At 42.1% G+C, this 15425-nt stretch carries 10 protein-coding genes; 7 read left to right on the top strand and 3 right to left on the bottom strand.

Annotated elements, in window-relative coordinates; genetic code table 11:
• Nucleotides 1–15 precede the first annotated feature (15 nt).
• Nucleotides 16–2337: a photosystem I core protein PsaA gene (psaA, locus tag P9211_RS07945; protein ID WP_012196191.1), complete on the bottom strand. Its 2322-nt coding sequence runs from the start codon at nucleotides 2335–2337 to the stop codon at nucleotides 16–18.
• A gap of 317 nt (nucleotides 2338–2654) precedes the next feature.
• On the opposite strand from psaA, the gene cobJ reads away from it, so the two are divergent.
• Nucleotides 2655–4517 carry a precorrin-3B C(17)-methyltransferase gene (gene cobJ / locus P9211_RS07940; RefSeq protein WP_012196190.1) on the top strand — a complete coding sequence of 621 codons (1863 nt, stop codon included), beginning with the start codon at nucleotides 2655–2657 and terminating at the stop codon, nucleotides 4515–4517.
• 121 nt (nucleotides 4518–4638) lie between these two features.
• Nucleotides 4639–5508 carry a lipoyl synthase gene (gene lipA / locus P9211_RS07935; RefSeq protein ID WP_041391624.1) on the top strand — a complete coding sequence of 290 codons (870 nt, stop codon included), beginning with the start codon at nucleotides 4639–4641 and terminating at the stop codon, nucleotides 5506–5508.
• A 2-nt stretch (nucleotides 5509–5510) separates the two neighbouring features.
• On the opposite strand, the gene P9211_RS07930 is transcribed toward lipA, so the two are convergent.
• Together P9211_RS07930 and P9211_RS07925 are read right to left on the bottom strand one after the other, a co-directional pair.
• Nucleotides 5511–5819, bottom strand: coding sequence for a YciI family protein (locus P9211_RS07930; RefSeq protein ID WP_012196188.1), 309 nt, complete (start codon nucleotides 5817–5819; stop codon nucleotides 5511–5513).
• A gap of 3 nt (nucleotides 5820–5822) precedes the next feature.
• Complete coding sequence (locus P9211_RS07925; protein WP_041391234.1) at nucleotides 5823–10406, bottom strand: glutamate synthase-related protein; 4584 nt, start codon at nucleotides 10404–10406, stop codon at nucleotides 5823–5825.
• A gap of 209 nt (nucleotides 10407–10615) precedes the next feature.
• Here P9211_RS07925 and rpsL point away from each other — a divergent pair, with 209 nt between their 5' ends.
• The 5 genes from rpsL to rpsJ all read left to right on the top strand — a co-directional run bounded on the left by rpsL (nucleotide 10616) and on the right by rpsJ (nucleotide 15387).
• Nucleotides 10616–10987, top strand: a complete 372-nt coding sequence (gene rpsL / locus P9211_RS07920) for a 30S ribosomal protein S12 (protein WP_012196186.1) — start codon at nucleotides 10616–10618, stop codon at nucleotides 10985–10987.
• Nucleotides 10988–11039: 52 nt separating this feature from the next.
• Complete coding sequence (rpsG, locus tag P9211_RS07915) at nucleotides 11040–11510, top strand: 30S ribosomal protein S7 (protein ID WP_012196185.1); 471 nt, start codon at nucleotides 11040–11042, stop codon at nucleotides 11508–11510.
• A 93-nt stretch (nucleotides 11511–11603) separates the two neighbouring features.
• Complete coding sequence (fusA, locus tag P9211_RS07910; protein ID WP_012196184.1) at nucleotides 11604–13679, top strand: elongation factor G; 2076 nt, start codon at nucleotides 11604–11606, stop codon at nucleotides 13677–13679.
• A 40-nt stretch (nucleotides 13680–13719) separates the two neighbouring features.
• Complete coding sequence (gene tuf, locus P9211_RS07905) at nucleotides 13720–14919, top strand: elongation factor Tu (RefSeq protein WP_012196183.1); 1200 nt, start codon at nucleotides 13720–13722, stop codon at nucleotides 14917–14919.
• Nucleotides 14920–15066: 147 nt separating this feature from the next.
• Nucleotides 15067–15387, top strand: coding sequence for a 30S ribosomal protein S10 (rpsJ, locus tag P9211_RS07900; protein ID WP_012196182.1), 321 nt, complete (start codon nucleotides 15067–15069; stop codon nucleotides 15385–15387).
• The last annotated feature ends 38 nt before the right edge of the window (nucleotides 15388–15425 follow it).

Here is a 15425-nt window from a genome sequence, read left to right as displayed (position 1 = left end):
AAAGGATCAGAAAGGTTAGCCGAGCCCAATAAGGCGGGCGTGGAAGAAGGCCCAGGTGGTAGCTATTCCACCTAGAAGGAAGTGAGCAACACCAACTGCACGGCCTTGAGTAATAGACAATGCACGAGGTTGAATTGTTGGAGCCACTTTCAATTTGTTATGGGCCCAAACGATTGACTCAAAAAGTTCCTGCCAGTAACCACGGCCACTGAATAGGAACATAAGGCTGAATGCCCAAACAAAGTGAGCACCAAGGAACATTAGTCCATACATACTAATGGGTTGTCCATAGCTTGTTAGAACCTGAGAAGATTGTGCCCATAGGAAATCCCTAAGCCAACCATTAATTGTGATTGAGCTTTGGGCAAAATTTCCACCAGTTAAGCCCCATACATCACTTTGCATTTTCCATGAGAAATGGAAGATAACAACAGAGAGACTGTTATACATCCAAAATAGGCCAAGGAAAACATGATCCCATGAGGAAACCTGACATGTGCCTCCTCTTCCTGGCCCATCACATGGGAAACGGAAGCCAAGTTGAGCTTTGTCAGGAATGAGACGAGAACTTCTTGAGTAAAGAACTCCTTTTAAAAGAATTAGGAGAGTTACATGAATTGTGAATGCATGAACATGATGAATCATCAAGTCTGCAGTTCCTAATGGGATCGGCCCAATAGCAACTTTTCCTCCAACTTCAATGACATTTCCATTGAATACTTCACTAAGAACGTTGCCAGGTAAATTTCCTGCACCTACAAGCTGACCTGTACCAACAGCACTTTGCTGTAAGTTTTGAACCCATTGTGCCAAGAAAGGCTGTAATTGAATTCCTGTATCACTAAACATGTCTTGAGGGCGTCCAAGAGCTCTCATGACATCGTTATGAATATAAAGACCAAAACTATGGAATCCAAGCCACATGCAAACCCAGTTTAAGTGGCTGATAATTGCATCACGAGCCTTGAGCATTCTATCAAGAACGTTATCTACATGAATCGCAGGGTCGTAGTCCCTGATCATCGCTATGCCAGCATGAGCTGCTGCTCCACAGATAAATAAACCACCTATCCACATGTGGTGAGTAAATAATCCAAGTACAGTTGGATAATCAATAGCAATGTATGGATATGGAGGAAGCGCATACATGTGATGGGCAACAACAATACTTGCTGACCCAACCATTGCGAGATTGATACTTAATTGGCCATGCCAACTATTACTTAAGAAATCAAAAATCCCTTCATGCCCTTTTGGAGCAGGGAAAAGGATTGGATCACCCTTATGAACATCCATTATCTCTTTCATGCTGTGACCTACGCCATGAACCGCGTTACGCCACATATGACCACCAAAGATGGCAAAGACACCAAACGCTAGGTGGTGATGAGAGATATCAGTCATCCAAAGGCTTCCTGTTACAGGATTCAAGCCACCTTTGTTTGTAAGGATATCGGTGAACGCCCACCAGTTGAGAGTAAAGAAATTCTCAACAGTTCGGCCAGCTAGGCTAGGGAAAATCTGACTTGCTATAGCTGGATCACAAAGCTTTGGAGCAAGGTTAGTGACATCAGAAGCACTTGCAATTGATACACCATCAACTACTAATGGATTCCCTGCATCAATTGCATCTAATAGAGCTGATACCGGGGCACCAATATGAATTAGGTGACCTGCCCATGCAATTGATCCCAGACCTATCAAAGCTATCTGATGGTGCTGGATCATTGGTTCTATTTTTTGGAACCACTCAAGTTTTGGAGCTGCTTTGTGATAATGATAAATTCCACCGTGAAGCATTAAGGCAGCCATTACAACTGCACCAATGGCTAATGCCATTAGTTGTACTTCGCTGGTAATACCCCAAGCACGCCACATTTGGAAAATACCTGATGTGATTTGGAGACCGTGATAATTGCCTCCTAAATCAGCATTAAGAATTTCTTGTCCAACTACTGGCCAAACAACCTGGGCACCAGGCTTTACGTTTGTTGGGTCAGCTAACCAACCAGTGTAATTAGAGAAGCGAGCTCCATGGAAGAATGCAGCACTCATCCATATAAAAACCACAGCCAAGTGGCCAAAATGGGCTGAGAAGATCTTCCTACTTGTCTCTTCTAGGTCTCCTAGATGAGTGTCGAAATCATGTGCGTCAGCGTGGAGGTTCCAAATCCATGTAGTGGTTTTTGGACCTTTGGAAAGCTTTGAAGACCAGAACCCAGGTTTGTTGAGTTTTTCAAAGTCGACAGGAGCATTGCCTCTATCAACTGGCTGGTCATAAGGAGTTGGCACTCCTCCTTTTGCTTTCTCCCCACGTTCTGGTGGGCTAATGGTCATCGAGAATTTCCTCGAGGGTTGGGTTCCAGGTGGTTTGCCACCGAGTTTTCTTTGCAAGGTATAGGAATAAATTCCATACCAACATTGAAAACATGACCCCTAATTTGGGATCTGATTTAAGAAGCATAGATCCGAGAGCCAGTTACTACGTATGCAAGTAACAAATGTTCTACCCAGAAACTTTTTTTTCGAAAGAAAATCTTGAAAGCTTTTTCTATTTTTTTGCCAATACCCTTGTTATTAAAAGGATTTTCCAGAAGTGATGGCCAAGATTGTTTACCAGGCTCAAATCAAGAAATAAAGAAAATTAATCTTCTATGAACCTCAGGTTGATCAAAATATCCATAAATACATTGGAAATTATCTTCTTTTCTAAATCAGCTAAGCGAATTGCGTTAGGACTTTCTGGTTCTTCATGGGAATTACTCCAAAGACTTTTATATAGAAAGCATGCGGATCATCTGGCTCTGCCCCCTGGAGCTGCTTCTACTATTAAAAATCCCCCCAAAGAATTGTGGATTGACTCTCCTACAGAAATTTTTAAAGAAAATTGGGGACCAGAATCTACTTTTCTGGTTGTGGGTGCGGTTGGCGCAGTTATAAGGATTATTGCTCCTTTATTAACGACAAAAACAGACGACCCTGCTGTACTTGTTATGGATTCGAGAGCTGAAAATATTATTCCACTTATTGGCGGTCATAAAGCAGGAGCGGAAGAATTAGCTTTCCACCTATCTGAAGAATTTGGAGGAAACATAGTTCTTACAGGTTTCTCATCAATGAATGAAATGCTCCCAATAGATAGTTTTGGGACTGCATGGGGTTGGAAGCGTAATGGAGACTTAAAAAAATGGAATGAATTAATGATTCAGCAATCAAAATCTTTACCTATAAAGTTTTTCCAACAAGCAGGCTCCACTTTGTGGCAATCTTCCAAAGGCGCATTCAATTCTTTATTTGCTAAAGGGAAACTCACCAATCAAGAATGTCTTTCTTTTGAAATTAGTTCTGATTTAACTGAAAAATGTTCGTGGCACCCTCCAGTCTTATGGGTTGGGATTGGTTGTGAGAGAAATACATCTTTAAGCCTTCTAGAAAAAGCATTACAGGATTCATTAAGAAAGGCTGGCTTAGCAAAATCTTCAATAGCAGGCTTTGCAAGCATTGAAATCAAATCAGATGAACCTGCTCTGACTTCGCTTATTAGTAAAGAAGCATTACCAGTGCGCTTTTATAGTGCTCAAGAACTTTCTGAAGTGGAAGTCCCTAATCCATCAGCATTTGTTCAATCAGAAGTTGGGACTTCTTCGGTTGCCGAGGCGGCATCTATTTTATCTGCTGGGAAAGGTGCAAAATTGAAATTGGAAAAGCAAATATTTCAATCAAAGGAGAATGGTGCTGCAACTATTGCGATAGCTGAGTCCGTTGAACCTTTTGCACCAGATCGAGGAGAAATTCATTTAGTTGGCAGTGGACCAGGTGAACTTAGCTTCTTAACGCAAGATGCGCGATTTGCTTTATCTAGAAGTGCAGTGTGGGTTGGATATAAACGTTATTTGGATCTTTTAGAACCTTTCCGAAGGCATGATCAAGTTCGTATGGACGGATCTTTGACTCGTGAAAGAGACCGCTGCCAAGAGGCCTTGAAATTAGCAGTGCAAGGTGTTCGCGTGGCTTTGATATCTTCTGGAGATTCTGGAATTTATGGTATGGCTGGGCTCGCTTTAGAACTATGGCTGGAGCTTCCACAAAAAAGCAGACCTAGATTTGAGGTCCATCCTGGTATTACTGCTCTTCAGTTCGCAGCAGCTAAAGCAGGTGCACCTTTAATGCATGATTTTTGTGCAATCAGCCTGAGCGATTGTTTGACTTCTTGGGAAAAAATAGAAGAGCGCCTAATCGCTGCTGCGAAAGGGGATTTTGTTATCGCTTTATATAATCCAAGGTCTAAAGATAGATTTTGGCAGTTAGGTAAGGCATTGGAAATCTTTCTTCAATATCTTCCAGCTAATACTCCAATATTGTTGGCTCGTCAGCTTGGTAGATCTGAGGAGACAATTGCTACATATCTATTAGGAGACTTTCCAATAGAAAAAGTGGATATGCTTAGTGTCGTGCTGGTCGGTAATAGTTCCACCTACGTACAAGATGGATATTGGTTAACACCTCGGGGCTACTAAGGTCTTCACAAATTAAAAACTCGTATTTATCCCTTGATCAGATTAGAAAAATGTTCAAAGCATTTTTTTCATGATTTTTTTAATCTAATCTTTCTAAAGTTGTTTTATGAAGAGACCGAACTTGCTCAAACCGGAATGGCTACGAGTCAAAGCACCTCAACAGGAGAGGATTGGCTCAGTAGCTGAGTTGTTGTCAGATTTAAAACTCAATACTGTTTGTCAAGAAGCTAGTTGCCCCAATATTGGGGAGTGTTTTGCAGGAGGCACTGCTACTTTTCTGATAATGGGGCCAGGATGTACACGTGCATGTCCATATTGTGATATAGCTTTTGATAAAAGTGAGCGAGGTTTAGATCCAACGGAACCACATCGCCTTGGAGAGGCTGTTTCGAGATTAGGGTTAAACCATGTTGTTATTACTTCTGTAAATCGAGATGATCTCAAGGATGGTGGTGCAAGCCAGTTTGTGGCTTGTATTGAGTCAGTCCGGGCACGTTCTCCAGAAACAACAATAGAGCTATTGATTCCCGACTTATGTGGCGACTGGAATGCTCTAAATGTTGTGATGAAAGCAAAGCCAAATGTTCTGAATCACAATATAGAAACAGTTCCACGCTTATATAAAAAGGCTAGACCTCAAGGGCAATATGAACGTTCTTTGGAATTATTGCGTCGTGTTAGAGATGGTTGGCCTAAGGTATATACCAAGTCAGGATTGATGGTTGGCCTTGGAGAGACAGATGAAGAGGTTATGAATGTCTTATCCGATCTTAGGTCTAACCAAGTTGATATTGTTACGATAGGTCAATATCTTTCTCCTGGGCCTAAGCATTTGCCTGTAGCACGCTTTGTCACCCCTGACCAATTTGCAGCTTATAGAAAGGAAGGAGAAGCAAAATTAGGGTTCCTTCAAGTTGTTAGCTCCCCACTCACTAGGAGTAGTTATCACGCTGGAGAGGTACAAAGACTAATGGCTACTTACCCAAGATGAATTTAACTTAGGAGCTGTCCTGTTACAGGTATCCATTCTTGTAGTTCCCAAGTGACTAAATTATTTTTTACCATGGGGTCTTGCTCAACAAGTAATTTTGCTTCTTCAAAACAATTTGCTTCTATAACTAGTAATCCTCCTCCCCCAGGACATTTTTCTTCATTGACTAAATAGCCGGAGGCTAGCTTTTTACCAGTGGACTTTAATTTCTCCACCCAAAACTTATGCTCTGCTAGGTAAGCATGACGCTGTTCTGGCAAAAGCCTTAGAGTGTCTTGAGTGAATTGCTCGGTCTTGATAAATAACGACACTGCTTATACGAGTGCTATGTCCACTGCCTCTAGGCCAACTTTACTTTTCTCACTTGGTGGGACAATTACTTTAAAAAGCTCCTTCCAGTATGCCCAACGATTAAGAATGTCATGGGCTTTGGTGCTTTGAGTTTGTACTAAGTGCTCTTCTAAGAGAGGCTTGAGCAAATCCTCCTGTTCTTTGGTAGATAAGCCATGAATTCCAACATTTTCTTGATTTATACGAGCTGTAGCTTGATCCTCTTCATCTAATAGAAAAGCTACTCCACCAGTCATTCCTGCACCTACATTTCTGCCCGTTGAGCCAAGTACGACAACTATTCCTCCTGTCATGTATTCACAGCAATGATCGCCTGCACCTTCGATAACTGCATGAACTCCACTATTTCTTACACCAAAACGCTCCCCTGCTCTTCCAAGAGAAAAGAGCTTACCGCCTGTTCCCCCATAAAGGCATGTGTTGCCAAGGATTACATGATTGGAGACATTTTGATTATTGCTAGGAGGCACTATTGTTAAAACACCTCCATTCATTCCTTTACCTACATAGTCGTTAGCTTCCCCCACTAAGCGAATGTTCATTCCTTGCAAAAGGAAGGCGCCAAAACTTTGTCCTGCCGAACCCTTAAATGTCAGATTAAGATTACCTTTAAAGCCTTTGTTTCCATATAGTTGAGCTATCTCACCGGATATACGGGCACAAACGCTTCTATCGGTATTGAGGATTGGAATCTCTTTGATTACATTGGCATGTGAAATGATTGACTGCTTAATTTCACTATCTTTTAGAAGCTTATCTTCCAATACAATTCCATTTGAATGAGCTGTATTCTTGTGCTGAAGCCATGATCTATCATTTGCAGTTTCTAGAGGCTTAAGGAGAGAAGATAGATCAAGCTTGTTCGTTTTTGGCAGTTTTAAATTACGAGGCTCTAGAAGCTCTGTTTTTCCAATTAGATCTTCCAGTCTTGCAACTCCTAGATTGCTGAGGATGTGTCGCACTTCTTCTGCGACAAAGAGGAAAAAATTGACTACATGTTCTGGGAGACCTGGGAAGCGTTTTCGTAGTGCTTCTTGTTGTGTAGCCACACCCACTGGACATTTGTTGGTATGACAAATGCGTGCCATTATGCAGCCTTCGGCAATCATGGCAATCGACCCGAAACCAAATTCCTCTGCTCCAAGTAGGGCAGCGATAACGACATCCCAACCGGTTTTTAATCCACCATCTGTTCTCAGTAACACTCGACTTCTTAAACCATTTTCAATAAGGGAGCGATGAACTTCTGTAAGGCCTAATTCCCATGGTAAGCCTGCGTGCTTTATAGAGCTAAGCGGAGAAGCACCTGTCCCACCATCATGGCCTGAAATCTGTATCACATCAGCATTTGCTTTTGCCACTCCAGCTGCAATAGTCCCAATCCCTATCTCTGCTACTAGCTTTACGCTTACTTTTGCTGATGGATGAACTTGATGTAGGTCGTGAATTAGCTGAGCTAAATCTTCTATGGAGTAAATATCATGGTGTGGAGGAGGAGATATGAGAGCAACGCCTGCTTTGCTATTTCGGAGTTTCGCTATATATGAATCTACTTTGGGGCCAGGTAGCTGCCCACCTTCGCCAGGCTTAGCTCCTTGGGCCATTTTTATCTCCAGTTGCTTAGCACTCCTGAGATATTCAGGGGTTACTCCAAAACGGCCCGATGCGATTTGTTTTATTGCTGAGCATGCAGTGTCTCCATTCCTAAGACCCTTGATATTTGGCAAGATTTGAGATTGATTCTCTGAATCGACATCATTCAGGGTTTTAAATCTATCTGGATCTTCTCCTCCTTCACCGCTATTACTTTTACCTCCTATGCGGTTCATAGCTATTGCTAGCACTTCATGAGCTTCTCTTGATAGCGCCCCTAAACTCATGCCTCCTGTGCAAAATCTTTTGCAAATACTTTCAGCACTTTCTACTTGATCTAGAGGTAAAGTTTTCTTTGATTCGCGCAGAGTTAGCAAGTCACGCAATGCTGTTGCGGGTCTTGACTCTAATAGGGATTTATATGTCGTGAAGTGGTTATACTGTGGCCCAGCCTTTACAGCAGCATGAAGTGCTTTAGACATCTCTGGATTGTTTAAGTGGTATTCACCGCCAGTTCTATATTGAACAAACCCTAGAAACTCTAGTCTCTTACGATCTAATTGAGGGTATGCTTTGCTGTGAAAAGAAAGAGTTTCAATAGCTAACTCTTTTAAGCTCAACCCAGCGATTCTGCTCGTTGTTCCTGCGAAGGCCAGGTTGATTAAGTCAGAGCCAATACCTACTGCTTCGAAGATTTGAGCACCATGATAACTCGCCAAGAGAGATATACCAATCTTTGATAGGATCTTTCGAAGCCCATCTTCTAAAGCCTTTTTTAAATTCTCTTGTGCTTTATTAATCGTGAGGTTCGGTATTTTGCCGCTTTGAATTAACTTTTGGGTCTTTGGGTGCTCCCACCAATGGCGAGTGCTTTCCCACGTTAACCATGGGCATATAGCGCTTGCACCATATCCAATGAGACATCCCACATGATGCGTACTCCAGCATTGTGCAGTATCAACAATTATTGATGCATCTAGGCGCAGCTTATGAAGCAGTAAGTGGTGATGAACTGCACCAACTGCAAGTAAAGGAGGAATATATGTTTTAGTAGCACAGATTCCACGGTCTGAGAGTATTAGGATTCTGTTCCCATCTCGTACGGCTTTTTCGGCTTCATTACAAAGTTGCATGAGGCTTTCCTTTAGCCCAGTAACACCTTGCTCAATATCTAATAAAGTCGTTAGTGTTTTAACAGGAAGACTGGCTTTGCTTATCTGAGCTAAATCATTTTCATTTAATATTGGTGAGTTTATATGAACAACTGAGAAGGCATTTGGCTTGGGCTTGAGAGGTGAACCACGTTTGCCAAGATGCATTTCGAGGCTCATTACTAGCTTTTCTCTCAATGGGTCTATTGGAGGATTGGTGACTTGAGCAAACCTTTGTTTGAAATAGTCGTATAAGAGGTGAGGCTTGCTAGAGAGTATTGCAAGAGGAATATCGTCCCCCATGCAATAAGTAGGCTCTTTCCCTTCGCTGGCCATTGCTTCGATGACTAGATCTAAATCCTCTGCTGAGAATCCAAATGCTGTTTGAATTTGTATTAGATCTAGTTGGCTCAAATACGTTTCTTTTTTCCAGGGTTGTTTAGACAAGTTTAGTCGATTATCTGATAGCCATTCCTTGTAGGGATGTCTACTCGCAGCTTCTTTCTTGACATCCCAATTTCTTAAAAGTCTGCCTTGCTGAAGATCCACAGCGAGCATTTGTCCTGGCCCTAATCTTCCTTTTTCAAGGATTCGTTCATCTTCAATATCAACCACACCTGTTTCAGAACCCATGATGACTAAATCATCTTTTGTAACGCAGTAACGTGCTGGCCTGAGACCATTTCTATCTAGTGTTGCTCCTACAAAACAACCATCCGCAAAGACTAGAAGAGCTGGGCCATCCCAAGACTCTTGTGTACAAGCTGAATATTCATAGAATGATTTTATTGCAGATTGACCTTCGAGTTCTGGTTGGTCTCGAAATGCTTCTGGAACAAGAGTAAGAAGGCTTTCCGTAATAGGTCTTCCACTTCTGACGAGTAGTTCAAGTGTTGCGTCAAGATTTGCAGAATCACTTGAGGATGCATTCACAACAGGTTTTAAGTCATCTGTTGAGTCATTCCAAATTTCTCTTAAGTGGACTTCCGTAGCTTTCGCCCAGTTGAGATTCCCTAGCAATGTATTGATTTCTCCGTTATGCCCAAGAAGTCTCATTGGCTGTGCCAGTGGCCATCTGGGAAGTGTGTTTGTACTGAATCTTCTGTGATAGACGGCAAAGGCTATTTCAAAGCGAGGGTCTAGGAGGTCAGTATAGAAACTTGCTAAAACCTCAGACCTAACCATCCCTTTGTACACAACAGTTCGATTACTTAAAGAAGCTATATAAAGATCTTTTGCATTTTCTCCTAGTGTTTCTATGCATCGCTTTTCTATGCGCTTTCTTAATCGATATAACAATCTCTCTAGTTTCTCGCCATGTTCTTGCCCTTCAATGAGCCATTGCTCGATAAAAGGGGCTGTATCTCTGGCGAGTACTCCTAGAACAGAAGTTTTAACAGGGACTTCTCTCCATCCTTTTGAAATTAGCCCAAGGCCTCGTGCTTCTTTCTCAAAAATAGCTTTTGCAGAATTACGTTCTTTTTCATCATTAGGCATAAAAATCATGCCTAATCCAGTGTATCTATTGGCTGTTTTTGCTGCCGACCAAATGCTTTTTAAATATTTCCATGGAATTTCACAGAGGATTCCTGCTCCATCACCGGAATCACTGTCTCCACCACATCCTCCTCTGTGCTCCATGCATTCCAAGCCGCGAAGTGCTTGTTGCAGTACCCAATGGCTGGGGACGCCTTTTGTATGAGCTAAGAAGCCGACGCCACAGGCATCTTTCTCCCCAATCATTGAGTCTGGGGATTTGCTATCGCAGTAAGGCGACTTAGGACTACTGGAATCAAGAGGCATAAATTCAACCAAACTGATCGATTTACCTGAGTAGATGGAAAAGTAGTGTGAGGCGTATCAAATGATCCTAGAAGAGTGCATTCAATTCTTTAAAGCTTTAAGTGCCTTGAATCAATTTAAATTAGAAATTGTTATTTAGGGTGGATGACCGAGTAATATGGAAGTTTGTTGATAGCAGGTCAAATTCCAGGCCTAAATGTTAATTCTCGATGCCAACCATTCAACAGCTAATTAGAACTGAGCGAAAGCGGCTCACTCGTAAGACTAAATCGCCTGCATTGCGTTCCTGTCCAGAGCGTAGGGGAGTTTGTACTCGGGTTTATACCTCAACTCCAAAAAAACCAAACTCTGCATTGCGTAAGGTCGCTCGCGTAAGATTAACCTCAGGTTTTGAAGTAACAGCCTATATCCCGGGTATTGGCCACAATCTTCAAGAACACTCAGTGGTATTGCTTAGGGGAGGCAGAGTTAAAGATCTCCCCGGTGTGCGTTATCACATAATTCGAGGGACTCTTGACACAGCAGGTGTTAAGGATCGACGACAATCTCGCTCTAAATATGGAGCAAAAGTTCCGAAGTAGTAATTAAACTTTCATCATTTCTTTCTATTCAAATTTCTTCATCACATAACTTATGTCAAGACGTAATGCGGCAGAAAAAAGGCCAGTTTTGCCTGATCCTCAATTTAATAATCGTCTAGCAACAATGATGGTTGCTCGGCTTATGAAGCATGGAAAGAAATCAACAGCACAAAGGATTTTGTCAGACGCTTTTGGATTAATCAATGAAAGAACAGGCTCTGATCCAATAGAACTATTTGAAACAGCAGTTAAGAACGCTACTCCTCTTGTAGAAGTTAGGGCTAGAAGGGTTGGAGGAGCTACTTATCAGGTTCCTATGGAAGTTCGTCAGGAACGGGGAACGGCAATGGCACTTAGATGGCTTGTAAATTTCTCAAGATCAAGGAATGGTCGCAGCATGGCGCACAAACTTGCTGGCGAACTCATGGATGCGGCTAATGAGGCTGGTAATGCAGTGAGGAAAAGGGAAGAGACACATAAAATGGCTGAGGCGAACAAAGCTTTTGCTCATTATCGTTATTGAGTTTTAGCAAATAGCATTGAAAAACTTTCATTTATTGCATGCTGACCTGTAGAGTCACATCCGCTTTTTAATATCCACAACGGAGAGTTGACTGTGGCTAGGCCCTTTCCCCTAGAACGTGTAAGAAATATTGGTATTGCAGCGCATATTGACGCTGGAAAAACCACTACTACTGAAAGAATTCTCTTTTATTCAGGAGTTGTCCACAAGATCGGTGAAGTGCATGATGGCGCTGCAGTTACCGATTGGATGGCTCAGGAGAGAGAAAGAGGCATCACAATTACTGCTGCTGCTATTTCCACAAGCTGGCAGGATCACAGAATTAACATCATTGATACTCCTGGCCACGTGGATTTCACCATAGAGGTGGAAAGATCCATGAGAGTCCTGGATGGAGTAATAGCAGTTTTTTGCGCAGTAGGCGGAGTTCAGCCTCAATCAGAGACTGTTTGGCGCCAGGCTGATAGGTATTCGGTCCCTAGGATGGTCTTTGTAAACAAAATGGATCGAACTGGAGCTGATTTCCTTAAGGTTTATGGCCAGATCAAAGATCGCCTAAAAGCTAATGCGGCTCCAATTCAATTGCCTATTGGAGCAGAAGGTGACCTTTCGGGGATTATTGATTTAGTAGCTAATAAGGCTTACATCTATAAAAATGACCTTGGCACTGATATTGAGGAGTCAGATATACCAGCAGACATGGCTTCAGAAGCCGCGGAGTGGAGGGCAAAGCTTATGGAAACTGTCGCAGAGACAGACGAAGAATTAATTGAGCAGTTTCTTGAAAATGGAGAGTTAACAGAGCAGCAATTAAAAAAAGGCATACGTGAAGGTGTGCTGAAGCACGGTTTAGTTCCATTGTTGTGCGGCTCTGCATTTAAAAATAAGGGCGTTCAACTTGTTCTGGATGCAGTAGTTGATTACTTACCGGCTCCTGTAGATGTTCCTCCTATTCAAGGGGTATTGCCCAATGGTGAAGAAGCAGTTCGTCCTTCAGATGATTCTGAGCCTTTCAGTGCCCTAGCTTTTAAGGTTATGGCTGACCCATATGGCAAATTGACTTTTGTAAGGATGTATTCAGGAGTACTTGAGAAGGGAAGTTACGTTACTAATTCAACTAAGGATATAAAAGAAAGAATTTCAAGGCTAGTTGTGTTAAAAGCTGATGATCGAGAAGAGGTTGATCAACTGCGAGCAGGCGATTTAGGAGCTGTTCTTGGGTTAAAGAATACAACCACAGGTGATACTTTATGTACAACAGACGAGCCAATTGTTTTAGAGACTTTATTTATTCCTGAACCAGTTATTTCCGTGGCTGTAGAGCCTAAAACAAAAGGAGATATGGAAAAACTGTCTAAAGCCTTGGTTTCTTTGGCTGAAGAGGATCCGACGTTCAGAGTGAGTACAGATCAGGAAACAAATCAAACGGTAATTGCAGGTATGGGCGAGCTGCATTTAGAGATACTTGTTGACCGAATGTTAAGAGAGTTCAAGGTAGAGGCGAATATTGGTGCTCCTCAAGTTTCTTATCGTGAAACTATTCGATCAAGTTCCAAGGGAGAAGGTAAATTTGCCCGGCAGACAGGAGGTAAAGGTCAATATGGACATGTCGTGATTGAGATGGAGCCTGGAGAACCAGGAACAGGATTTGAGTTCGTTAATAAAATTGTTGGAGGTGTTGTTCCAAAAGAATATATTGGTCCAGCTTCAAATGGGATGAAAGAGACCTGCGAGTCTGGAGTACTTGCTGGATATCCTTTGATCGATGTCAAGGTCACTATGGTAGATGGGTCTTTTCATGATGTTGACTCATCTGAAATGGCATTTAAAATTGCTGGCTCAATGGCTTTTAAAGACGGTGTGAAAAAATGTAATCCTGTTCTTCTTGAACCAATGATGAAAGTAGAAGTAGAAACACCTGAAGATTTCTTAGGTTCTATTATTGGAGATCTGTCCTCTCGGAGAGGACAGGTTGAAGGACAGTCTATTGATGATGGACAATCAAAAGTCCAGGCAAAAGTGCCCTTAGCCGAAATGTTTGGTTATGCCACCCAGCTTCGATCAATGACTCAGGGGCGGGGTATATTCTCAATGGAGTTTAGCAATTATGAGGAAGTTCCTCGTAATGTTGCTGAAGCAATCATCTCCAAGAATCAGGGCAATTCCTGATCTCTACAATCAACTATTATTTTTCTGATTCTTTAAACCAATGGCCCGCGAGAAGTTCGAAAGAAACAAACCACACGTCAACATAGGCACAATCGGCCATGTTGATCATGGTAAAACCACCTTAACTGCTGCCATAACAAATGTTTTGGCGAAGAAAGGTCAAGCTCAGGCTCAAGACTATGGAGATATTGATGGAGCTCCAGAAGAACGTGAACGCGGTATTACCATCAATACTGCTCATGTGGAGTATGAAACAGATGGCCGTCACTATGCTCATGTTGACTGCCCAGGGCATGCCGATTATGTGAAAAATATGATTACGGGTGCTGCTCAGATGGATGGAGCCATCATTGTGGTTGCTGCTACAGATGGTGCCATGGCTCAAACAAAAGAGCACATACTTTTGGCCAAACAGGTTGGAGTACCGTCGTTGGTAGTTGCTCTAAATAAATGTGACATGGTTGATGATGCAGAAATGATCGAGCTGGTTGAGATGGAAATTCGTGAGTTGCTTAGTAGTTATGATTTCCCCGGAGATGACATACCTGTAATTCAAGTTTCTGCGCTTAAGGCTTTAGAAGGTGATTCTGAATGGGAAGGGAAGATTGACGAATTGATGAAATCTGTTGATGAGTCCATTCCAGAGCCTGAAAGAGAAGTTGACAAACCTTTCTTAATGGCTGTGGAAGATGTCTTTTCTATTACTGGTAGAGGAACAGTTGCAACTGGTCGTATTGAAAGAGGTAAGATCAAGGTAGGTGAGGAAGTAGAAATCGTTGGCATTAAAGACACTCGTGTGACAACTGTCACTGGTGTAGAAATGTTCCGCAAGCTTCTTGATGAAGGTATGGCTGGAGATAATGTTGGACTTTTACTGCGTGGGGTGCAAAAGGAGGATATTGAGCGGGGGATGGTTTTGGTGAAAAAAGGTTCTATTACACCGCATACAAAGTTTGAAGGTGAGGTTTATGTTCTGAAGAAAGAAGAAGGTGGCCGCCATACGCCTTTCTTCGCTGGCTATCGTCCTCAGTTTTATATAAGAACTACTGACGTCACAGGACAAATAACTGCATTTACAGCAGATGATGGAAGCAATGTTGAAATGGTTATGCCCGGGGATCGAATTAAAATGACTGGAGAACTTATTTGTCCTGTTGCAATTGAGCAAGGTATGAGATTTGCTATTAGAGAAGGTGGTAGGACAATTGGGGCAGGTGTAGTTTCTAAGATCATTAAATGATCTTTTGAAGATTGTTAGGTGTTTTGCCTAATGATCATTTAGATTTAGAACTTGGGCTTTGAAAACTTTTGTTTTACTAAAGCTCAGCTTGAACCATGAAAATCAATTCCTAATCCCCTTTTTAGGGGAAATCATCAGGATTACCTTATGTCAACGGCTATTGCACAGCAGAAGATAAGAATTCGCCTTAAGGCTTTTGATAGGCGCATGCTAGATCTTTCATGCGATAAAATTATTGAAACCGCTGACAATACTGCTGCCACTGCCATCGGTCCAATACCTCTTCCAACGAAACGAAAGATTTATTGTGTCCTCCGGTCTCCTCATGTTGATAAGGATTCAAGGGAGCACTTTGAGACAAGAACTCACAGAAGAATTATTGATATTTACAACCCATCTGCAAAGACAATTGATGCTTTGATGAAATTGGATTTGCCAAGCGGTGTGGATATTGAAGTTAAGCTCTAACTGTTTAAACCTCAATATCACCAAGATTTTATTAGGAT

Source organism: Prochlorococcus marinus str. MIT 9211 (genome assembly GCF_000018585.1).
Lineage (GTDB): Bacteria > Cyanobacteriota > Cyanobacteriia > PCC-6307 > Cyanobiaceae > Prochlorococcus_D > Prochlorococcus_D marinus_B.
The sequence above is the reverse complement of the archived record's forward strand: the minus strand, read 5'-3'. Positions and strand labels throughout refer to the sequence as shown.

Bases quoted from the DNA above. Each gene is read 5' to 3' on its own strand.
- psaA (WP_012196191.1), bottom strand. From the start codon at position 2,337: ATGACCATTAGCCCACCAGAACGTGGGGAGAAAGCAAAAGGAGGAGTG.
- cobJ (WP_012196190.1), top strand. From the start codon at position 2,655: ATGAACCTCAGGTTGATCAAAATATCCATAAATACATTGGAAATTATC.
- P9211_RS07925 (WP_041391234.1), bottom strand. From the start codon at position 10,406: ATGCCTCTTGATTCCAGTAGTCCTAAGTCGCCTTACTGCGATAGCAAA.
- rpsL (WP_012196186.1), top strand. From the start codon at position 10,616: ATGCCAACCATTCAACAGCTAATTAGAACTGAGCGAAAGCGGCTCACT.
- rpsG (WP_012196185.1), top strand. From the start codon at position 11,040: ATGTCAAGACGTAATGCGGCAGAAAAAAGGCCAGTTTTGCCTGATCCT.
- tuf (WP_012196183.1), top strand. From the start codon at position 13,720: ATGGCCCGCGAGAAGTTCGAAAGAAACAAACCACACGTCAACATAGGC.
- rpsJ (WP_012196182.1), top strand. From the start codon at position 15,067: ATGTCAACGGCTATTGCACAGCAGAAGATAAGAATTCGCCTTAAGGCT.